This window comes from Phyllobacterium sp. SL163, from assembly GCF_049896885.1.
Taxonomy (GTDB): domain Bacteria; phylum Pseudomonadota; class Alphaproteobacteria; order Rhizobiales; family Rhizobiaceae; genus Phyllobacterium; species Phyllobacterium calauticae.
In genome coordinates this window covers 1-19,748 of sequence record NZ_JAFCVE010000002.1, presented here as the reverse complement: position 1 = coordinate 19,748, position 19,748 = coordinate 1, and the positions used below count along the sequence as shown (strand labels likewise).

The following is a 19,748-nucleotide window of genomic DNA, read 5'->3' as shown; positions in this document are numbered from 1 at the left end:
TTGGAAGCTTATGGTTGTGTTTTTGACACGACAAACGAAATGAATTCGCATATCCATTCCAAAAAGGAATACCCTGTGTTCCGAAGAACCAGCGAGGCGAAGGCGATGGTATCCGGCCGGATATATCCGTCCACACGGGCATTGCAGGTCATTGCGGCGATTGCCGAACATGGCAGCACGACGGCCTGCGCCAAGGCGTTGAACATGACGCAGAGTGCCGTCAGCAAGCAATTGCTGGCGCTGGAAGCCCTGGCCGGCGTTCCGCTGTTTGTCCGCACGCCCTACGGCCTCTCGACCACGGAAGCGGGCAGGATTTATGTGGTCGAAGCCCGCATCGCGCTTGGCGCCATGGAGAATGCGGCCTTGCGGGTCGCCGCGTTGGGATCGTCGCCCAATGCCATCAAGCTGCACATCCTGCCGATCATGGGCGACCGCTGGCTGATCCCGCGCTTTGCCAGCTTCGCCGAAGCGCATCCGGACATCAATGTCGAACTGTCGACCTTTGCCAATAACGATCTGATCAACCAGGCGGATGCCGCATTTCGTTTCGGCGAAGGCGATTGGCCCGATCAGGACAACCACTACCTCTTTGGCCGCGAGGTGGCGCTTGTCGGCGCGCCGCACTTCATTGCCCGGCTTGGCGGCATCCGGCATCCCGGCGACATCGGCGCGTTTCCGCTGCTCCACCACAAGTATACGCCCCTACGCTGGGAAGAGTTTGCCGAAGCGCAGCGCATTACCGATTTCGCTCCGGACCGTATCACACATTTCGGCTTCTATGCGCTGGTCATCCGGGCGGCAATTGCCGGACAGGGGCTGGCACTGGTGCCGCGCGGCCTGATCGCCGACGAGCTGGCCAGCGGCAAGCTCGTCAATCCGCAGGGCTTCGGCTTCGTCAGCCGCCACGCCTATTGGCTGACCTGTCCGCAGGACCGTCCGCAACGGCCGGCCATGCGCATATTCCTTGACTGGCTGCTCCGGGAAGTCAGCTCCATGCCGTCCGACATGCGGTGATCCGGCCGATCAAACCTGCGTGTTTTCAGAGCCCATCCCATTCAAAAATATTTAATCAACTTGTCATGGAACCGGACGGACTCCCGACGCATTTCCTCGTCTAGTCTGGCACTGCCAAACAGCATGCCATGCTCATCAGAATACTCAGGGAGGAAGTGATGAACGACAAGCGTTTTCCCATACCGGTCATGGTCAAACTGGGCGCTACGGGCCAAAGGGCCATCACCAGTGTCTGGGAGGCGATGGAGTGCCTGCAGCGCTACTGGCCGTCGAAGACCGGCGCGAGCTATCGCCGCGCATTGCAGGCCTGTCTCGATGCCCTGGACGGATGGAAACCCGCCCACAAGGCGCGCCATGCCTTTATCAGCGCCGCGCGCGATGCCGGGGTGTTTCTCGACACGAGACTGCGTCAGTAGCCGGAGCGGGCGACGCCGGAACCGATATGCTCCGGCAGCGCCCATTCTCCGATATCAGCGAATATCCGCCCGCGCCCGCGGGCGTCTTTCATTCAGCTCATGACTGAACACAGCGGGCGGCAACGGCGCGAGCTTGCGGATGATATCGGCGCCCTTTTCGCCCATCATGATGGTCGGTGCATTGGTGTTGCACGAGGGAACCCGCGGCATGACGGAACTGTCGCAGACACGCAGCCCCTCCAGCCCATGCACCTTCAGGTCGAGGCCGACAACGGCCATGGAATCGGTGCCCATCCTGCAGGTGCCGACCGGATGGTGATCGGTCTTGGCATTGGCGCAACCATAATCGAACAGTTCCTCGTCCGAATTGTACTTCGGCCCGGGCAGGCGTTCCGCCATGACGAAGGGCTTCAGTGCCGCCTGGTTCATGATTTCGCGCGCAAGTTTCAATCCTTCGATCGACATCTTCCGGTCGTGCGGATCGCTCCAATAGTTGGGATCGATCAGCGGCGCGGCCATTGGATCGGCCGATTGCAGCCGCACCGTGCCGCGCGACCGCGGATGCAGATAGGCCGAATTCAGGGTGACACCAGCATTCTTCAGCCGTTCGACACCCGCCTCGATGCCTGACCCCAGCCCGAGATGGAACTGGATATCCGGCGAACGGGCGTCGGGATCGGCGTACCAGAAACCGCCCGTTTCAAACAGGCTGGACGCGACGGGCCCGGAGCGGAACAGCACATATTGCAGCCCGGCCCACAGGGTGCGGTGCAGCTTGGCGACACCGTCATAGGTGTGATCGCCGGTGCATTCGGAAATCACGAACAGATCCAGATGATCCTGCATGTTTTCGCCGACACCGGGCAGATTGTGCACGACGGGAACGTCGATTTTCCGCAGGTGATCCGCCGCGCCGATACCCGACTGCAGCAGCAGTTTCGGCGAGCCGATGGCGCCGGAACTGACCAGCACTTCCCGCTCGGCGCGGATGATCTCGCGGGCATTGCCACCAGCGATTTCAACACCGACGGCCCGGCCGTTCTCCACCACGATTTTTGTCACCTGCGCGCCCATGCGGACCGTCAGGTTCTTGCGGTCTTTGACCGGGGCAAGATAGGCCATCGACGCTGACGAGCGGCGGCGATCGCGCTGGGTCAGCTGGTAGAAACCGACACCGGCCTGCTGCCTGCCGTTGAAATCATGATTGTAGGGAATGCCGAGTTCCTGCCCGGCCCGGATATAGGCATCGCAGATCGGCAGTGTCGCTACCGGCATGGAAACACCCAGCGGGCCGCCATAGGAATGGTAATCATCGGCAAAGCGCTGATTGTCTTCGGCACGCTTGAAGTAGGGCAGCACGTCGCGGTAGCTCCAACCGGCACAGCCATCTTCCGAGGACCACAGGTCGTAGTCGGTTGCATTGCCGCGCGTATAAAGCTGTGCGTTGATGCTGGAGCCGCCACCGATGACCTTGGCCTGCGTGTAGCGCAGCACGCGGTTCTTCATGTGCTTCTGCGGCACGGTCGACCAGCCCCAGCTGGCGACACCCTTGGTCATCTTGGCAAAGCCGGCCGGCATATGGAACAGCGGATTCCAGTCGCCGCCGCCGGCCTCGAGCAGCAGGACCTTTACATCGGGGTCCTCGCTCAGGCGATTGGCAAGCACACACCCCGCAGGGCCGGCACCGGTGATGATGTAATCGTAGGAGGATGATTTTTGGGTTGAGTTTGCCATGACTCAGGCACCCCCCTCTGGGCTGCCGCCCATCTCCCCCACAAGGGGGGAGATCACATCGGCATTGACGTTTTTGCATCTTGAACAGCGATGCAAGGCGAAATGGAACGAAACTGACAGCTGATCTCCCCCCTTGTGGGGGAGACGGGCGGCAGCCCAGAGGGGGGTGAAATTCATGTTTTGCAACCTGCTAAAGTCGATTGATCGAAAGGGCGCCATCCGCGTTGATGATCGAGCCTGTGGCAAAGTTGAAATCGCCGCCGGCCAACGCTGCAACGATACGGCCAAGATCATCCGGCTCGCCCCAGCGCTTCATCGGCACGAGACCTTCGGCGATACGTTTGTCGTACTTGGCTGCGGCAACGGCCGTCATGTCGGAGCGGATGATGCCGGGGCGCACGTCGAAAACGCTGATCCCTTCCTCCGCAAGCCGGACGGCCAGCCCTTGCGTGAACGACGCCAGTGCCGCCTTGGTCATGCAGTAGTCGAGACGTTCCGGCGAGGTCATCTCCGCGGAAACTGATGTGATGTTGACGATCGTACGGGCGGCCCGGCCATCGGTGCGGCCAAGCATGGCCCGCAGCACCGCCTGCGTGAAGAACACGGTTCCCCGCACATTGATATCAAAGATCGCATTGTAGTTTGCCGGCTCAAGATCGAGGAAATCACCACGCACTTTCGAACCGATGCCGGCATTGTTGACGAGGCAATCAATCCGGCCGAATGCTGCCATGACGGCGCCGACGGTTTGCGCGTGATTGGAAAGATCAGCCAGATCTGCCTCGATAAACCGTACTTTTGCGCCGCGTGATTCCAGTGCTGAAACAGCGGCATCAGCCGCTTCATCCCGCACGAGGTCGGTGATTGCCAGATCAAATCCCCTGGCGGCAAGCGCCCTGGCAATGCCGAGGCCGATGCCGCGCCGGGCGCCGGTAACCAGGGCGACGGGTTTGGGCTGGATACTCATCATGCAAGCTCCCCGGCAATGATGTGATCGGCGACGCGCAGCGCCTGTGCGGCGATGGTCAGCGCCGGGTTGACCGCGGCTGATGTCGGCAGGAAGGCGGCATCGACGACAAACAGGTTGGGATGGTCGTAGGCGCGGCAATAGACATCCAGCGGTGCCCGCGCCGGATCCGTGCCCATCCGCACGGTGCCGCATTGATGCGACGGCGTCTTGCGGTCAAAGGCCTTGGACAGAACGATGGGAAATCCGGCGGCCCGCAACACCGACTTGATCCGGGCGACCAGTTTCTGATGTGCCGGCCAGTTGCTGCGCACCCATTCGAGAATGATCCTGTCGCCATCGACGCGAACGCGGCTCTCCGGTTTCGGCACATCCTCGCTCATGGCGAGGAAATCCACCGTGTGATTGCAGAACCGGTCAAGGACCCATTCAGGCACGAGTTTCAGGTCCGACTTCAGCACGGGTCCGCTGATGCGGCCGAGCAGCTGCACATTGCCGAGCGGCGCGCCACCCTCGCCGTCAGACAGATAGAAATCATTGAAGCCGAACGTCTTCTGATAGATGGAATCATTGCGGAAGCGCGGATCGAACCCGATGACCGCCGACAGGTTGTGATTCATGAAGTTGCGGCCGACCTGATCGGAACGGTTGGCAAGGCCGGCGGGATTGCAGCTGTCAGCCGAACGCAACAGAAGCACCGCGGATTGAACGGCGCCTGCCGAGAGGATCACCAGCTTTGGCCTGACAACAGAGACTGTTCCGTCTTTCACGTAATGAACAGCGGCAATCGATTTTCCGTCTGCGGCTGTCTCAAGCCGCGTGACGCGTGAATTGGTCTGCAGGCGAACGTTGCCATGCTTCAATGCTGCGGCTAGAGCGGTGGTTTCCGCGTCCATCTTGCCGTTGAAGCTGTTGGGATGCGCATCCCAGGGCGTCCTGCCGTGGGACATCCATGTATCGATATCGACGCCGAGCGGCAGGGAAAACGGATGGACACCGGCAACACGCAGCCGCCTGCGCAGGATACCGATGGGTTCCTCGTCGGGCACGGGCGGAAAGCCGTAGGGCGCCGAATGATGCGGTTCCGTCGGATCTTCGCCTTGGCTTCCGCGCACCTGATAGAGCGCCTCCGCCTTGCCGTACCACGGCTCCAGCTCGCCATAGGCAAACGGCCAGGCGGGTGAGACCCCCTCGAGATGCTGCATCTCGGCAAAGTCCTCAGCCCGGTAACGCGTCAGTACCGCGCCATAGAACTTCGAATTGCCGCCGACATTGTAGTAATTGCCGGGATTGAACGCCTTGCCTTCCGCATCGTACCAGCTTTCATCCGGGCGGAAAAAACCCTTCTGGAAGATCGCGCGCGGATCGCGGTTCTCCGGACGGTCGGGCAAATGACCCCCCGCCTCCAGGATCAGGATGTCTGCACCCGATCCCGCCAGACCGGCGGCAATAGTCGACCCGCCAATCCCCGAACCGATGATGACGATATCGGGGGATTGGCTTCGTTGCGATGCGGCGTTCATGACATTGTGATCGTCAGGCGCCGATACGCAGCTGCGATTGCGGATCGAAGAACACGGCCTTGTCGAGATTAAACGCCAGCTGTGTCTTCTGCCCCGGCAGGATCTGGGCGTCGGCACGCAGGCGCGCCACCACTTCCTTGCTGCCAAGCCTGGTCACGGCGAAGGTATCAGACCCCGCTGGTTCGACCACGTCGATCAGGCACTCGCCTTCCACCAGCGAACTCGCATTGCGGTCTGCCCCATCGGGATCGGTCAGGGCTTCCGGCCGGATGCCGAAAATCACGTCCTTGCCGGAATGGCCCACCAGCGCACTGTTGGTTTTCCTGATCGGCAACCGCAACGGCGAGGAATCGGGCCGGTCGAGCACGACACTCAAATCCGAAGCACCGCCCTCGATTTTCGCCTTGAGCAGGTTCATGGCAGGCGAGCCCATGAAGTCCGCGACAAAGAGATTGGTCGGATTGTTGTAGATTTCCGACGGGGTGCCGAATTGCTGCAGGATGCCGTCCTTGAGCACGGCGATCTTGGTGGCCAACGTCATCGCCTCGATCTGGTCGTGCGTCACATAGACGATCGTGGTTTTCATCCGCTGGTGCAGGCGCTTGATCTCGGTGCGCATGTCGACGCGCAGCTTGGCATCGAGATTGGACAGCGGCTCATCGAACAGGAACACCTGCGGGTTGCGCACGAGCGCCCGGCCCATGGCCACGCGCTGGCGCTGGCCGCCGGACAGCTGGCTCGGCTTGCGGTCGAGCAGATGGCCGATCTGCAGCATATCGGCAACCTGCTTGATGGCCTTCTCACGCTCGTCTTTCGGCACGCCGCGGATTTCCATGCCGAAGGCGATGTTTCCGCCAACGGTCATGTTCGGATAAAGCGCATAGGACTGGAACACCATGGCGATATCACGCTTGGACGGATGCAGGCCGCTGATCGATTTGCCCTTGATGGAAATATCGCCCGAGCTGATCGGTTCGAGCCCGGCAATGGTGTTGAGCAGTGTGGACTTGCCGCAGCCGGAAGGGCCGACGAGGACGAGAAAGCCACCCTCGTCGATCTCGATATTGATGTCCTTCAGGATCGGGACATTGCCATAGGATTTATGCAGGTTCTTGATCTGGAGAAATGACATTGGGTTATCCCTTCACGGCGCCGGACATAAGTCCACGGACGAAGTAGCGCCCGGAAACGATGTAGACGATAAGAGTTGGCAGTGCGGCGAGGATCGCGCCGGCGAAATGCACGTTGTATTCCTTCACGCCCGTCGACGAGTTGACGAGATTGTTGAGCGCGACCGTCATCGGTGTGCTGCTGAACCCCGAGAACGAGGCGCCGAACAGGAAGTCGTTCCAGATGTTGGTGAACTGCCAGATGACGGACACCACGATGATCGGACCCGACGACGGCAGCAGGATGCGCCAGAAAATCTGGAAGAAGCTGGCACCGTCGATCTGCGCAGCGCGAACCAGCTCCGTCGGGAATGCTTCGTAGTAGTTGCGGAAATACAGCGTGGTGAAACCGAGACCGTAGATCACGTGCACGAAAATCAGGCCTTGAATGGTGCCGGCCATTCCGAGGGCGCCGAGAACCCGCGCCATGGGTATGAGGACGATCTGGAACGGAATGAAGCAGCCGAGCAGCAGCATGCCGAACATGACGTTCGAGCCGCGGAACCGCCACTTCGTCAGCACATAGCCGTTCAGCGCGCCCAGCACCGTTGAAATCGCCACGGCCGGGATGACCATGATGATCGAGTTGATGAAGTAAGGCCGCAAGCCCGTCGGCTGCACGCCGATCTGGGCCGTCGACCATGCCGCAAGCCAGGGCTCGATGGTCCATTCATGCGGCGGCGACAGCATGCCACCCTGACGGATTTCATCGAGGGTCTTCAGCGAGTTCACCACCATGACGTAGAGCGGCAAAAGGTAGTAAAAGGCGAAGACCAGCAGGGCGATATAGATAAGGACGCGGGTCAGCTTGCCGCTGGAGATGGCATTGTCCGGACTCGGAGCGCTCATTTGCTGCCTCCCCTGACTTCAGAATAGAGATAGGGAATGATGATCGCGAAAATGGTGATCAGCATGATGATGGCCGAGGACGCGCCGATGCCCATGGAATTGCGTGTAAACGTATAGGAATACATGAAGGTCGCAGGCAGTTCGGTTGCCTGTCCGGGGCCGCCGCCGGTCAGCGCAATCACCAGGTCATACGCCTTGATGGCGAGATGGGCGAGCACGACAAAGGCCGACAGGAAGACCGGACGCATCAGCGGAATGATGATGCGGCGATAGATCATGGCCGTCGAGGCGCCGTCGATCTGTGCCGCCTTGATGATCTCGTTGTCGACGCCGCGCAGTCCGGCAAGGAACATGGCCATGACGAAGCCGGAGGACTGCCAGACGGCGGCGATCACCACCGTATAGATCGCCATCTTGGAATCCTTGATCCAGTTGAAGGCGAAACTGGTCCAGCCCCACTGGTGCATGGTGTTCTCAAGGCCGATGCCGGGATCGAGAAACCATTTCCAGGCAACACCGGTCACGATGAACGACAACGCCATGGGATAAAGGTAGATCGGCCGCAGGAAACCTTCGATGCGGATCTTCTGATCCAGCAGGATGGCAAGGCCAAGCCCGATGACGGTGCAGATGATGATATAGAGCGAGGCAAAAATACCCAGATTGGTGATGGCCCGCCACCAATGCGGCAGCGCCCACAATTTGCGGTAATTCTCCAGTCCGACAAAACCAAAGGACGGCAGCATCTTGCTGTCGGTGAACGACAGGACGCCCGTATAGATGATAAAGCCATAGACGAAGATCAGGACAATCAGAAAACTCGGCCCCAACACCAGTTTGGGTATCAAGTCCTGTATGCGGCTGCGGGTATCCATAGCCTCACCCCTTCAACTCTTAAGTTCTTGTCATTGCCGTGCATGTTCACGGAAACCTGTCCGGGGCTTTGCGCCCCGGACAGAAGGAGCGCGCTTACTTGGCAGCGTCCACGGCGGAAACGAGTTCCTTGACCGCTGCGTCTGATGTCAGGTCACCGTTGAATTCGCGGGTGACCACGTCATAGATCGCATTCTTGATGGCGGCCGGAACCGCATAGCCATGGGCCATGGAACCGTAGAGCGTGCCGGCCTTGTTGGCTTCAGCCAGATCCTTGATCGCCTTCTTGCCGCAGGCATCGAACGCTGCGTCGGAAACGTCCGTACGTGCCGGAGCTGAACCCTTCACGACGTTGAAAGCGGACTGGAAGGTCGGGCTCTCGATGGACGATGCCATGACGAGCTGCGACTTGTGCTCAGCATCGCTCTTCTTGAAGAACAGGAACTGGTCAGAGTTGAACGTGACCGAACCCTGGGTACCCGGGAAGCGCATGCAAACGAAATCCTTGCCTGGCTCCTTCTTGGCCTTGACGAACTCGCCCTTGGCCCAATCGCCCATGAACTGCACGCCGGCCTTGCCTTCGATAACCATGGTGGAGGCAAGATTCCAGTCGCGACCGGAGAAGTTGTCATCCACATAGGAACGCAGCTTGGTCATGCGGTCAAACGCTTCCTTCATCTTCGCGCCGCCCAAAGCCTTGGGATCGAGATCGATGAAAGCTGCCTTGTAGAAGTCATTGCCGAGCGACAGCACGACCGCGTCGAAAATCGTCGCGTCCTGCCATGGCTGACCGCCGTGGGCGATCGGTGTGATGCCCTGCTTCTTGAAGTTGTCGAGAAGGGCAATCAGTTCGTCCCAGTTCTTGGGTTCCTTGCCGCCAGCCTTGTCGAGTGCAGCCTTGTTGATCCACATCCAGTTGGTGGAGTGGACGTTGACCGGTGCGGCGATCCAGTGACCGTCATATTTGGAGAAGTTCTGCAGTGCGCCGGGAATAACGTCGGCCCACTTTTCCTTCGATGCGACATCGTCAAGATTGGCAAGAACGCCCTGCTTGGCCCAGTCGGTGATGTCGAAGCCCAAGGCCTGTACGGCTGTCGGAGGGTTGCCGCCGGTGACGCGGGCGCGCAGCACGGTCATGGCTTCCGTACCGCCACCACCGGCAACAGGCATGTCAGACCAGGTGATGCCCTTCTTTTCCAGATCCTTTTTCAGGACTTCCAGCGCTGTCGCCTCACCGCCGGATGTCCACCAATGCAGGACTTCGACGTTTTCGGCAGCGCGGGCCATCGTGGCCGTGCCGAGCAGCATGGCTGCCGCAGCAACCGTATTCATCAACTTATTCATTTCATTCCTCCCAAGGAAAAAAAGATAAAATTCCCACTACCCTAGACCTCAGTTATCCCTCAGCCTGCCCCATTCATACAATAAGCCGAATGGCGAATACAATCGATTTAATTCGACGCCCAAAGTAATGTCCTCCGCCCCATATGCATGTTCAGGGTCTTGGTCTCGGTGTAGTCCTCGACCGCATGACGGCCCAGTTCACGACCAAGACCAGACTGGCGATAACCGCCGAACGGCAGCTCCGCTGCACCATCCATGAACGTGTTCATCCAGATGGTCCCGGCACGTACCCGGCGGCCTACCGTCAGGCAGGTATCGAAATCGCGGCTCCATACGCCTGCCGACAGGCCGTAGTCGATGGAATTGGCAATCCGGATGGCGTCTTCCATCGTTTCGAATGTTAGCACGGAAAGCACAGGACCAAACACTTCTTCACGCGCGACGGCCATATCCGGCTGCACCGCCGAAAGAATGGTCGGGCTCATATATTGCCCAAGGCCGAGATCCAGCGGCGTGCCGCCATGGGAAACGGCAGCGCCCGCCGATGCGGCGTTGCGCACATAGGCGTCGATCTTGGCCAGATGTTCCGGCGTGATGATCGCGCCGACCTTGGTCTGCGGATCAAGCGGATCGCCAACCCGGACCTTGGCCGACAGCGCGGCAACACGCTGTGTGACCTCATCGGCAATATCCCGGTGAACGATCAGGCGTGAACCGGCATTGCAGCATTCGCCCGCATTGAAATAGGCGCCAAACACCGCCGCATCGATGAAATCATCGAGATTGGCATCGGGGAAAACGATCTGCGGATTCTTCCCGCCAAGCTCCAGCGAGACCTTTTTCAGCGTCTGGGCGGCATTGGCCATCGTCAGCTTGCCGACAAGGGTCGAGCCTGTGAACGAGACCATATCGACATCCGGATGGGTGGTCATCGGCGCACCGACTTCCGCGCCCGTACCGGCAAGGATATTGACGACGCCGGCGGGAACACCGGCTTCCATGAGGATTTCACCGAGAACCAGCGTCGACCCCGAGGTAAGTTCCGACGGTTTCACCACGGCCGTGCAGCCGGCAGCCAGGGCAAAGGGCAGTTTCTGGCTGACGATGAGGAAGGGGAAATTCCACGGCGTGATGATGGAGATGACACCGATCGCCTCACGCAGGACCACACCCAGCGTGCCATCGCCCAGCGTATTGTAGCTTTCACCGTGCAGATCGCGGCCGAGCGCGGCGGCATAGCGCCAGATATCGACCGCACCCCCCAGTTCGCCCTTGGCCTGCGAAATTGGTTTGCCGGATTCGATGCAGTCGAGATAGGCAAGTTCGTCGGAACGTGCGGCAATCAGATCAGCGGCTTTAAGCAGGATATTCGAGCGTTCAGCGCCGGTCATGCGCGACCACGGGCCGTTGTCGAAAGCATTGCGGGCGGCACGGATGGCGCGCTCCGCATCGGCTTTCGTGCCCGCCTGATAGCGCGAGACCACGACACCATGGCCGGGGCTCTTGCGCTCGATCACGCCGCCCTCTGCACCATCGGTCCATTTGCCGTCGATCAGCATCCGGAATTCGCGCACCTTGAAATTGTCGAGCGCTTGTGGCCGCATCAGAACCGTCATTACCATTCTCCCTTGAACACGGGCTCACGCTTTTCGGCAAAGGCCGAAACACCTTCTTTCAGGTCCGCTGTTTTGGCGACGAGGATCGAGCCGAGGGCTTCGACCGCCGTGCCATTGTCTTCGCCGTTAGCCGACGCAATCATCAGTTTCGCCACTTCCACCGCAGCCGGTCCGCGCCTGGCGATCCGCTCGGCATAGGCCTGCGCGGCGGTGACGACGGCACCGGTTTCCACCACGTGGTCGACGATCCCGAGCGCGGCGGCTTCGGTCGCGCTGAAGATTTCTCCGCCCAGCGCCATGCGGCGGACAGCCTGTGCCCCGAACCGGCGGACAAGCCGCTGCGTTCCCGACCAGCCCGGCACCATGCCGAGGCCCGTCTCCGGCAGGCCGATGCGGATATGCGTCTCGGCAATGCGAATATCGGCAGCCGCGGCAAGCTCCAGCCCGCCGCCCAGCGCATGGCCGTTGAGCGCGGCAATCAATGGCACACGCAACGTCGCCAGACGCTCGAACACGCGGTGCCCGAAGCGGACCCAGGCGTGGCCGAACTCGTTCGGCGTCATCGCCGCCCAAGCCTTGATGTCGCCGCCTGCGGAAAAGGCCTTGCCGGCGCCGGTCAGGATGGCGACGCGAATATCGGCATTGGCCTCCAATTCGTCGCACGCGGCTGAAAGTTCCTTCAGCATGGCAATATCGAAAGCGTTGAGTTTTTCCGGGCGCGACACGGTGATGGCCGCGACAGGCCCGTTGAAGTCAACCGTGATGCGGGGCTCAGCCATGGAGCGTCCTTTCCGGTTTCTGCGGCAGCTTCAAGCCGAAAGGACCTTCGGCGAAAAGCTCTGCCGCCATCAGTTTCAGATCGCCGGCAACGATGAGCGGGAATTCCGACTGATCGAGAATCTGGGTCTGGAGATCGACACCCGGTGCAATCTCGGTCAGCACGATGCCTTCCCGGCGCAGGACCATGACGCAGCGCTCGGTGACATAGGTGATGTCCTGCCCCTGCGCCACGGCACGGCGACCTGAAAAGGTGACGTGCTCGACTTCGTTGACCAGTTTCTTCAGCTTGCCTTCCTTCTCGATGACAAGCTTGCCATTCTCCACATGCACCTTCGCACCGGCATTGAACATGCCGGAGAAGACGATCTTGCGGGCTCGCGCGGTGATATCGACGAAACCGCCGGCACCGGCCGTCACATGCGGGCGGAAGCTGAGCTTGGACACGTTGACCGAGCCGGATTTGTCGATCTCGAGGAAGGACAACAGCGAGGCATCAAAGCCCGCGCCCTGGAAATAGGTGAACTGGTGCGGCGACGGCACGAAGGCTTCGGCGTTGGAAGCACAGCCAAAGGCAAAATCGAGAAGCGGGATACCGCCGACCGGCCCCTGCTCGATCACCCATGTCACCGCGCCATGCAGGCCCTCTTCGAGCAGGATGCGCGGGACATTGGCGGAGATGCCAAAACCGAGATTGACGGCGCTGCCTGCCTCAAGCTCCGTGGCGACACGGCGGGCAATCACCTTCTGGATGTTGAAATCCGGCAGGGCGAAATCGTCGAGCGGATGGAAGATTTCACCCGAGATAGCCGGGTCATACACGGTCTGTGTTGTCTGTTTCTGGTCGGGGTCGACAACGACATAGTCAACGAGAATGCCGGGAACGCGCACATCATGCGGCTTGAGCGAGCCGCTCTTGGTGATGCGCTTGACCTGCGCAATGACGATACCGCCATTGTTGCGCACGGCCAGAGCCTGATCGAAGCCGCCGAGGTATGCGCCCTCATGCTCATAGGTCAGATTACCGCGCTCATCCGCCGTGGTGGCGCGGATAATGGCGACCTGCGGGATAACGGGTTTGAAGAACAGCCACTCTTCGCCCTCAAACTCGATCTTGCGGACCACCGGCTCGCGGGCGGCCGAAGCATTCATGGCGCAGCCCTGGCGGTCCGGGTCGACGAATGTATCGAGCCCGACCTTGGTCAGAACGCCCGGCCGCTTGGCCGCCGCCTCGCGGTGCATGTCGAACAGGATGCCGGAAGGAATATTGTAGGCTGCCACCTCGTCATTGCCGATCATCTGCCAGATCAGCGGCGGTTCGGCGGTCGAAGGCCCGGAAGGGTAGGAGCCGCCGAGGATGCGCTTGAGCAGCCCCTTCTTGGCGATGTAATCGATGCCTTTGATGCCGCTCATGTCACCCGCCGCAATGGGATGCAGCGTGGTCAGATCACGCGGATGGCCCGTCGCATCGAAACGCGCGCCGATGGCTTTCAACATCAGATCGGGGCAGCCAAGGCCGCTCGACGACGAGACCGAAACGATCGCTGCGTCGGGGATGAGGTTTGCCGCCTCTTCAGGGGTTATGTGCTTGCTCATGCTTGACGTCGTTCTCTTCAAAGACCTGGATTGATTGTCTGCGCAGTGCCGGTGCGGGCGGCCTCGGTGACCGCAAGACCGGCGGCAAGCGACCAGACACCATCTTCACCCGTTGCCGGCGGCTGCCCCTTGCCGAGGATGGCGGCATGGAATTTGGCAATGCCGGTTTCGTAGAGGTTCCGTTGGTCGAGCTTGAGCTCGGTTTCACCCTCGGCATTGCGCAGGGTGACGGTGCCGACCGGCTTCTGCGTCATGACATTGCGGCCGACCAGCGAACCTTCGGAGCCGTGCACCTCGAAGCCGGTTTCGGCATATTTCGTGGTGAAACCATCATGGAACTGGGCAATCAGGCCCGATTTGAAGCGCAGCACGCCCATGACGCCATCGGCAAGGCCTGCCTTGCCAAGGCCGCCGATCTGGCTGGCGGCAACCGCCTCGACAGGATCGTCGCCCAGCACATAGCGCAGGGTATCCGTGTCATGCACGGTGATATCAAGAATAACGCCGCCGCCGGCTTCCGGCTTGTCAAGCCGCCAGCCCTGCAGGTGCGGCGGCAGATAGACGGCATGGAAGACCCGGGCGGCAAGCGGCGTGCCGATCCGGCCGGCAGCAATGGCATCGCGCATGGCCGTGTGGCTCGCGGCATTGCGCAGATGATGATTGGTGCCAAGCACCACACCGGTCGCACGGCAGGCGTCAACCATGGCCCGCGCATCCGCAAGGCTCATGGCCAGCGGCTTTTCGCACAGCACATGCTTTCCCGCAGCCGCAGCCGCGAGCACCTGACCCCTGTGCAGTTCATTGGTGGTCGAGATGTAGACCGCATCGACATCCTGATCGCCGACCAGCGCATCGAGGGATGCAACGGATTTGGCAATGCCGTGATCGGCAGCATATTTCCGGCCACGCTCGGCACTGGTGCTCATGACGGAAACGATCTCGCCGCCTTGGGCACGGATCGCGTCGATCACCCATTCATGCGCAATCGTGCTTGCTCCGATCAATCCCCACCGCGTCATGCCATTTCCTCCAGATGATTGTTCCTGACCGGCGCACCGCAGCTTTGCCGCACCACAAGGCGCACGGATGTCACCAGCGATTCCTGCTCATTGCCGCCGGCATTGATCTGCTTGAGCAGGAGCTGGGCCGCACGCTGGCCCATGCCCTGCGGGTCGACCGAAACGGTTGTCAGCGCCGGGACGGCGGTCTTGGCCTCGATCACGTCGTCGAAACCGATCACGCCAAAACCTTTGCCGGGCTCGATGCCGACTGCCCGCAAACCATCGCAGACACCGAAGGCCACCGCATCGTTGAGGCACAGCGCCGCCGTTGCCCGATCGGGATGGAGCATCATGCGCTCCACAGCGGCAACACCACCGGCGCGGGATGGCGCGGAATGGATGATCAGCGCCTCATCGACGGCAATGCCCGCTTCCTGCAAGGCATCGCGATAACCGCGCAGCCGCTCGGCAAAAACCGCGGTATCGAGAAAGCCGCCCATGAAGCCGATGCGCGTGTGGCCAAGGGCAACCAGATGACGCACGGCCGCCTTCGCGCCGGCATAATTGTCGGAAAGCAGGGTGGAGACCTTGGCACCCGGCAGATTGCGCACCACGACCACCACCGGAATACCGCTATCGATCAACGGCTTGATATCCGCCGCCTCGGTGCCGCGCGCCGGCGACAGGATCATCCCGGCGATGCCGTTTTCCCGCATGGACGCGATGACTTCGCGCTGGCGGTCGACGCTCTCGCCGCTATGGGCAAGGAATTGCACGTAGCCTGCCGACTGAACGACCATATCCATACCGACGGCGAGTTCGGCGAAGAAGCTGTTGGTGAGATCATTGACCACGATGCCGACGATTTTCGAGCGCGACTGGCGCAGGTTGGCCGCACCGCGATTATAGACATAGCCGAGATCGGCGATGACGCTGTTGACCTTCTCGCGGGTTTTTTCATTGACCAGCGGACTGCCCTGCAGAACCAGGGACACGGTGGACTTCGACACGCCGGCGGCATGCGCAATATCCACAACGGTTGTCCGGCTTCGGCTCACGGTCTTCCTCCCTGTCAGATGGCAAATATAATTGGAACGTTCCAAATATGTCAAGCGGGAAATATCGGGACCTATCCCCACGCAACATCAGAGTATCACAGAACGCTTTGATTTACGGTAATTTTTTGCTCATTTGAACCCTCTCGACCGGCGGCTCTTTATCTTCAGGTCGCGCAAAGGCTTGGATTTTTTCCTCTTGTTTTTTGGAACGTTCCAAATTACAAAGCCCTTCATACGACCGGGAGCGATATGATGAGCCTAGTTCTGAACCTGCCCGCCGCCGATGGCACACTTTCAGCCTACCGCCTTTCCGGCGAGCCGACAGCGCGGCCGGATGCTCCGCCATCCTTCAGCCGTATCGCCTACGCCGCAGCCCATGTGGTGTCCGATCCGCTTCGGGACAGCACACCCTGGGGTTCGCCCGCCGTCGACTGGGATGCCACCATGGCCTTTCGCCATCACCTCTGGTCACTCGGGTTCAAGATCGCCGAAGCCATGGACACGGCCCAGCGCGGCATGGGGCTGGATTGGGCAGGCGCGCAGGAACTGATCCGCCGGTCGCTCGCCGAGGCGCGCAGCGTGCCGGGCGCCGATCTTGCCTGCGGCGCCGGGACCGACCAGCTGGCGCCGGAAGACACCCACAGCCTCGCAGACGTGATCGCCGCCTATGAAACGCAGATCGGTTTTGTCGAGGCTGAGGGCGGCCGGGCGGTGATGATGGCCAGCCGGGCGCTCGCCAAAGTGGCAAAATCCCCGGACGACTACCGGGCCGTCTACGGCGAAATCCTGCGCCAGACGCGCAACAAGGTTGTCCTGCACTGGCTCGGTGACATGTTCGATCCGCAACTTGCCGGCTATTGGGGCTCCCATGCCTTTGACGACGCACTGGAAACCGTGCTTGCCATCATCAACGACAACAGGGACAAGGTCGAAGGCATCAAGATTTCGCTGCTCGACAACACCAGGGAAATTGCCCTGCGCAACCGGCTGCCCGAGGGCGTGCTGTGCTTCACCGGCGATGATTTCAACTATGCCGAACTGATCGAAGGCGACGGCGCGCGGTACAGCCACGCCCTGCTTGGCATTTTCGATGCGGTCGCGCCGCAGGCCTCGAAGGCACTGGCGCTGCTGGCAAAGGGCGAGACAACGGCCTTCCGCGCGGTGATCGAACCCACCGTGCCGCTGTCCCGCAAAATCTTCGAAGCCCCAACACAGTATTACAAGGCGGGAGTGGTTTTCCTGGCCTGGCTCAATGGTCATCAGAGCCATTTCACCATGCCCGCCGGCATGCAGTCGGCACGCGGTATCGTTCACTATGCCGATATTTTCCGGCTGGCTGATCAGGCCAATGTTCTCGACAGGCCGGAACTTGCCACAAGCCGCATGAAGAGCCTGCTTCAGCTATACGGTCTCTGACATCCGGCTTCTGCTGGAGCCCCCTTGATCCTGCGGGCTTGCCGGGCGATTGTCCGTGCCGACTCGCTCCATCATCCGGGATTCCCCATGAAGCTGCTTTACCAGACACACTCGCCCTACGCCCGCAAGATACTGGTCGCCATGCACGAAATCGGTCTGGCGGATAGGGTCGAGGTCATCCACCACGAAACCAGCCCAACCCGGCGCAATGAGGCGGTCTATGCGCTCAACCCGCTGGGAAAGGTTCCGGTGCTGATCGGCGAGGACGGCTTTGCACTGTTCGATTCGGTTGCCATAGCGGACTATCTCAGCACCCTCCCCGGCGGCTCCGCCCTCATCCCGTCAAGCGGGAATGCACGCTGGGAAACATTGCGCCTGCAGGCGGCGGCGCAGGGCATTGCCGATTCCGGCATCGTGGTGCGCTGGGAAACCGAGCGACGGCCGGAGCCTTTGCGCTGGCCGACCATGCGCGATGCCCAGTTGCAGAAAATCATCGCGGCCTGCGATTTTGCCGAGAAGGAAGCATCCCTTGAGGGCCTGCCGCGCATCGGCGAGATCGCCCTCGCGACAACGCTCGACTGGATCGCGTTTCGCAACGTCTATCCGTTTGCCGAAGGCCGCCCGCGCCTTGCCGCATGGTATGCCGGCTATTGCCAGCGTCCCTCGATGCAGGCAACCGCCTTTTCCGGTGAAACGCACGATTGAGACGGCGGTGAAACACCGTCTCCTCCAGGCCCATGCGGCGAGCGACAGCCCGCCGCATTTGAATCCGATAGCTATTTGCACAAGCATCCAGTATTGAAGAACCCGTGGTGATTTGGCCGGCCGGCTTGCAGCCACGTTAAAAAACTCGCTAAAGGGCCGCGTGCGGACCGGAAGCGTTCTATTGGCTTTTTTTGGTGACCGTGATGCCTATCAAGATTCCTGACAAACTGCCCGCCTTCGATACTTTGGTAAGCGAGGGCGTACGCGTGATGACGGAAGCCGTGGCTATCCGTCAGGATATCCGCCCGCTCCAGATCGGGCTGCTGAACCTGATGCCCAACAAGATCAAGACAGAATTGCAGATCGCGCGCCTGCTTGGCGCTTCGCCGCTGCAGATCGAACTTTCGCTGGTGACCGTCGGCAGCTACAAGCCGAAGAATACGCCCGAAGACCATCTCAGCGCCTTTTATGAGACGTGGGAAAAGGCGCAGCACCGCACGTTCGACGGTTTCATCATTACCGGAACCCCCGTCGAGACAATCCCGTTCGAGGATGTCAGCTACTGGCCGGAAATGCGCGATATCCTGGAGTGGACGCAAACCAACGTCCATTCCACCATGAACGTCTGCTGGGGGGCGATGGCGGCACTTCATCATTTCCACGGCGTGCCGAAGCATGCGCTTGGCGAAAAAGCATTCGGCGTCTACAGCCAGAGAATCCTGAAGACAGCGTCGCCCTATCTCAACGGCTTTTCCGACGATTTCGCCATTCCGATATCACGCTGGGCCGAAGTGCGGCCGGCGGACATTCTTGCGCGGCCGGAACTGACGCTGCTGACACATTCGCAGGAGAAGGGAGCCTGCATTGTCGAAGATCCGCGGTATCGCCGCCTTTATGTGCTCGACCATCTCGAATATGATTCCGGTTCGCTGGCCGATGAGTATTTCCGCGATATTCAGGCCGGGGTACCGATCAACCTGCCGTTCAACTATTTCCCCGATGACGACCCATCAAGGCCGCCGCCCAATCGCTGGCGCTCGCATGCGCATTTGCTCCTGTCCAACTGGATAAACGAGATTTATCAAACGACACCCTTTGATATCGGTTCAATCGGAAAATCCCGATAAACGAGGCCGGGCCAGCACGGTCGCCCGCCCTTCACCCTTGGATAGGGCAGCGTGGAGCCTATTGCGGCGCGGTATCCGATCGGCGCTGGACGGTTTTGGCCATGAAGGTTTCGAGGGCGTCGGCCTGGGCGTCGGTGACATGCAGGCCGACCTTGGTGCGCCGCCACAGCACATCCTGTGCGGTCATCGCCCATTCCTGCGCGATGAGGTAGCGCACCTCCGCCGCATAGAGATCCCAGCCGAAATGCTCACCGAGATCGGTTAGCGATGCCGCCGTGCCCAACAGCACCCAGGCCCGCGTGCCGTAGAGCCGTACGAGCCGGTAGGCATGGCGCGGCGCGAGGAAGGGGTAATCGGCCTGCAGCCGCTGCAGCTGCGCTTCGAAGCCTTCGGCCGGGAAATCGCCGCCCGGCAGCGTGCCGGTCGCCGTCCATGGCTTGCCCTTGGCCCCGAGCTTCTCCTCGATCTTCTCCAGCATGTGCTCCGCCAGCCGCCGGTAGGTGGTGATCTTGCCGCCGAAAATGTTCATCAGCGGCGCCAGCCCCGCCGGCGCATCGCTTTTC

General features: G+C 60.8%; 18 protein-coding genes and 1 riboswitch. Of the genes, 5 read left to right on the top strand and 13 right to left on the bottom strand.

What is annotated here, in order from left to right; translation table 11 throughout:
- Positions 1–75: 75 nt before the first annotated feature.
- Positions 76–1,014, top strand: a complete 939-nt coding sequence (locus tag ACP7B1_RS03620; RefSeq protein WP_346307628.1) for a LysR substrate-binding domain-containing protein — start codon at positions 76–78, stop codon at positions 1,012–1,014.
- 158 nt (positions 1,015–1,172) lie between these two features.
- Complete coding sequence (locus ACP7B1_RS03615) at positions 1,173–1,430, top strand: DUF982 domain-containing protein (RefSeq protein WP_105733947.1); 258 nt, start codon at positions 1,173–1,175, stop codon at positions 1,428–1,430.
- 54 nt (positions 1,431–1,484) lie between these two features.
- On the opposite strand, the gene ACP7B1_RS03610 is transcribed toward ACP7B1_RS03615, so the two are convergent.
- The 12 genes from ACP7B1_RS03610 to ACP7B1_RS03555 all read right to left on the bottom strand — a co-directional run bounded on the left by ACP7B1_RS03610 (position 1,485) and on the right by ACP7B1_RS03555 (position 15,937).
- Complete coding sequence (locus ACP7B1_RS03610) at positions 1,485–3,164, bottom strand: GMC family oxidoreductase (RefSeq protein WP_346307629.1); 1,680 nt, start codon at positions 3,162–3,164, stop codon at positions 1,485–1,487.
- A 190-nt stretch (positions 3,165–3,354) separates the two neighbouring features.
- A complete protein-coding gene (locus ACP7B1_RS03605; RefSeq protein WP_346304989.1) occupies positions 3,355–4,131 on the bottom strand; it encodes a 3-ketoacyl-ACP reductase in 777 nt (258 codons plus the stop codon).
- Positions 4,131–5,654, bottom strand: a complete 1,524-nt coding sequence (locus tag ACP7B1_RS03600; RefSeq protein ID WP_346304990.1) for a GMC family oxidoreductase — start codon at positions 5,652–5,654, stop codon at positions 4,131–4,133. Before ACP7B1_RS03600 ends, ACP7B1_RS03605 begins: the two co-directional genes overlap by 1 nt.
- Before the next feature lie 13 nt (positions 5,655–5,667).
- Entirely contained in the window at positions 5,668–6,786 is a 1,119-nt protein-coding gene (locus tag ACP7B1_RS03595) for an ABC transporter ATP-binding protein (protein WP_346304991.1), read from the bottom strand.
- 4 nt (positions 6,787–6,790) lie between these two features.
- Positions 6,791–7,672, bottom strand: a complete 882-nt coding sequence (locus ACP7B1_RS03590) for a carbohydrate ABC transporter permease (protein WP_346304992.1) — start codon at positions 7,670–7,672, stop codon at positions 6,791–6,793.
- Positions 7,669–8,547, bottom strand: a complete 879-nt coding sequence (locus ACP7B1_RS03585; RefSeq protein WP_105733954.1) for a carbohydrate ABC transporter permease — start codon at positions 8,545–8,547, stop codon at positions 7,669–7,671. The genes ACP7B1_RS03590 and ACP7B1_RS03585 overlap by 4 nt, the downstream gene beginning before the upstream one ends.
- A 94-nt stretch (positions 8,548–8,641) precedes the next feature.
- Positions 8,642–9,889, bottom strand: coding sequence for an ABC transporter substrate-binding protein (locus tag ACP7B1_RS03580; protein WP_346304993.1), 1,248 nt, complete (start codon positions 9,887–9,889; stop codon positions 8,642–8,644).
- Between the two features lie 107 nt (positions 9,890–9,996).
- Complete coding sequence (locus tag ACP7B1_RS03575) at positions 9,997–11,505, bottom strand: aldehyde dehydrogenase family protein (protein WP_346304994.1); 1,509 nt, start codon at positions 11,503–11,505, stop codon at positions 9,997–9,999.
- Entirely contained in the window at positions 11,505–12,284 is a 780-nt protein-coding gene (locus ACP7B1_RS03570) for an enoyl-CoA hydratase/isomerase family protein (protein WP_426136523.1), read from the bottom strand. Before ACP7B1_RS03570 ends, ACP7B1_RS03575 begins: the two co-directional genes overlap by 1 nt.
- Positions 12,277–13,878, bottom strand: a complete 1,602-nt coding sequence (locus ACP7B1_RS03565; RefSeq protein WP_346304996.1) for an acyl CoA:acetate/3-ketoacid CoA transferase — start codon at positions 13,876–13,878, stop codon at positions 12,277–12,279. The genes ACP7B1_RS03570 and ACP7B1_RS03565 overlap by 8 nt, the downstream gene beginning before the upstream one ends.
- A 17-nt stretch (positions 13,879–13,895) precedes the next feature.
- On the bottom strand, positions 13,896–14,897 hold the full coding sequence (locus ACP7B1_RS03560) for a Gfo/Idh/MocA family oxidoreductase (RefSeq protein WP_346304997.1): 1,002 nt from the start codon (positions 14,895–14,897) through the stop codon (positions 13,896–13,898).
- The gene (locus ACP7B1_RS03555) at positions 14,894–15,937 is read right to left on the bottom strand and encodes a LacI family DNA-binding transcriptional regulator (protein ID WP_346304998.1); all 1,044 of its coding nucleotides are present in this window, start codon (positions 15,935–15,937) and stop codon (positions 14,894–14,896) included. Before ACP7B1_RS03555 ends, ACP7B1_RS03560 begins: the two co-directional genes overlap by 4 nt.
- Positions 15,938–16,189: 252 nt before the next feature.
- On the opposite strand from ACP7B1_RS03555, the gene ACP7B1_RS03550 reads away from it, so the two are divergent.
- From ACP7B1_RS03550 to ACP7B1_RS03540, 3 genes are all read left to right on the top strand, one after another.
- A complete protein-coding gene (locus ACP7B1_RS03550) occupies positions 16,190–17,353 on the top strand; it encodes a dihydrodipicolinate synthase family protein (RefSeq protein ID WP_346304999.1) in 1,164 nt (387 codons plus the stop codon).
- An 87-nt stretch (positions 17,354–17,440) separates the two neighbouring features.
- Positions 17,441–18,058, top strand: a complete 618-nt coding sequence (locus tag ACP7B1_RS03545) for a glutathione S-transferase family protein (protein WP_346305000.1) — start codon at positions 17,441–17,443, stop codon at positions 18,056–18,058.
- A gap of 94 nt (positions 18,059–18,152) precedes the next feature.
- Positions 18,153–18,230: riboswitch (SAM riboswitch) on the top strand.
- Positions 18,231–18,261: 31 nt separating this feature from the next.
- Positions 18,262–19,185: a homoserine O-succinyltransferase gene (locus tag ACP7B1_RS03540; protein ID WP_346305001.1), complete on the top strand. Its 924-nt coding sequence runs from the start codon at positions 18,262–18,264 to the stop codon at positions 19,183–19,185.
- A 58-nt stretch (positions 19,186–19,243) separates the two neighbouring features.
- Here ACP7B1_RS03540 and ACP7B1_RS03535 read toward each other — a convergent pair.
- Positions 19,244–19,748: glycerol-3-phosphate dehydrogenase C-terminal domain-containing protein (locus ACP7B1_RS03535; protein WP_426136519.1), on the bottom strand; the 505-nt coding region annotated here is incomplete at its 5' end.

Bases quoted from the DNA above. Each gene is read 5' to 3' on its own strand.
- ACP7B1_RS03615 (WP_105733947.1), top strand. From the start codon at position 1,173: ATGAACGACAAGCGTTTTCCCATACCGGTCATGGTCAAACTGGGCGCT.
- ACP7B1_RS03610 (WP_346307629.1), bottom strand. From the start codon at position 3,164: ATGGCAAACTCAACCCAAAAATCATCCTCCTACGATTACATCATCACC.
- ACP7B1_RS03605 (WP_346304989.1), bottom strand. From the start codon at position 4,131: ATGAGTATCCAGCCCAAACCCGTCGCCCTGGTTACCGGCGCCCGGCGC.
- ACP7B1_RS03600 (WP_346304990.1), bottom strand. From the start codon at position 5,654: ATGAACGCCGCATCGCAACGAAGCCAATCCCCCGATATCGTCATCATC.
- ACP7B1_RS03595 (WP_346304991.1), bottom strand. From the start codon at position 6,786: ATGTCATTTCTCCAGATCAAGAACCTGCATAAATCCTATGGCAATGTC.
- ACP7B1_RS03590 (WP_346304992.1), bottom strand. From the start codon at position 7,672: ATGAGCGCTCCGAGTCCGGACAATGCCATCTCCAGCGGCAAGCTGACC.
- ACP7B1_RS03585 (WP_105733954.1), bottom strand. From the start codon at position 8,547: ATGGATACCCGCAGCCGCATACAGGACTTGATACCCAAACTGGTGTTG.
- ACP7B1_RS03580 (WP_346304993.1), bottom strand. From the start codon at position 9,889: ATGAATAAGTTGATGAATACGGTTGCTGCGGCAGCCATGCTGCTCGGC.
- ACP7B1_RS03575 (WP_346304994.1), bottom strand. From the start codon at position 11,505: ATGACGGTTCTGATGCGGCCACAAGCGCTCGACAATTTCAAGGTGCGC.
- ACP7B1_RS03570 (WP_426136523.1), bottom strand. From the start codon at position 12,284: ATGGCTGAGCCCCGCATCACGGTTGACTTCAACGGGCCTGTCGCGGCC.
- ACP7B1_RS03565 (WP_346304996.1), bottom strand. From the start codon at position 13,878: ATGAGCAAGCACATAACCCCTGAAGAGGCGGCAAACCTCATCCCCGAC.
- ACP7B1_RS03560 (WP_346304997.1), bottom strand. From the start codon at position 14,897: ATGACGCGGTGGGGATTGATCGGAGCAAGCACGATTGCGCATGAATGG.
- ACP7B1_RS03550 (WP_346304999.1), top strand. From the start codon at position 16,190: ATGAGCCTAGTTCTGAACCTGCCCGCCGCCGATGGCACACTTTCAGCC.
- ACP7B1_RS03545 (WP_346305000.1), top strand. From the start codon at position 17,441: ATGAAGCTGCTTTACCAGACACACTCGCCCTACGCCCGCAAGATACTG.
- ACP7B1_RS03540 (WP_346305001.1), top strand. From the start codon at position 18,262: ATGCCTATCAAGATTCCTGACAAACTGCCCGCCTTCGATACTTTGGTA.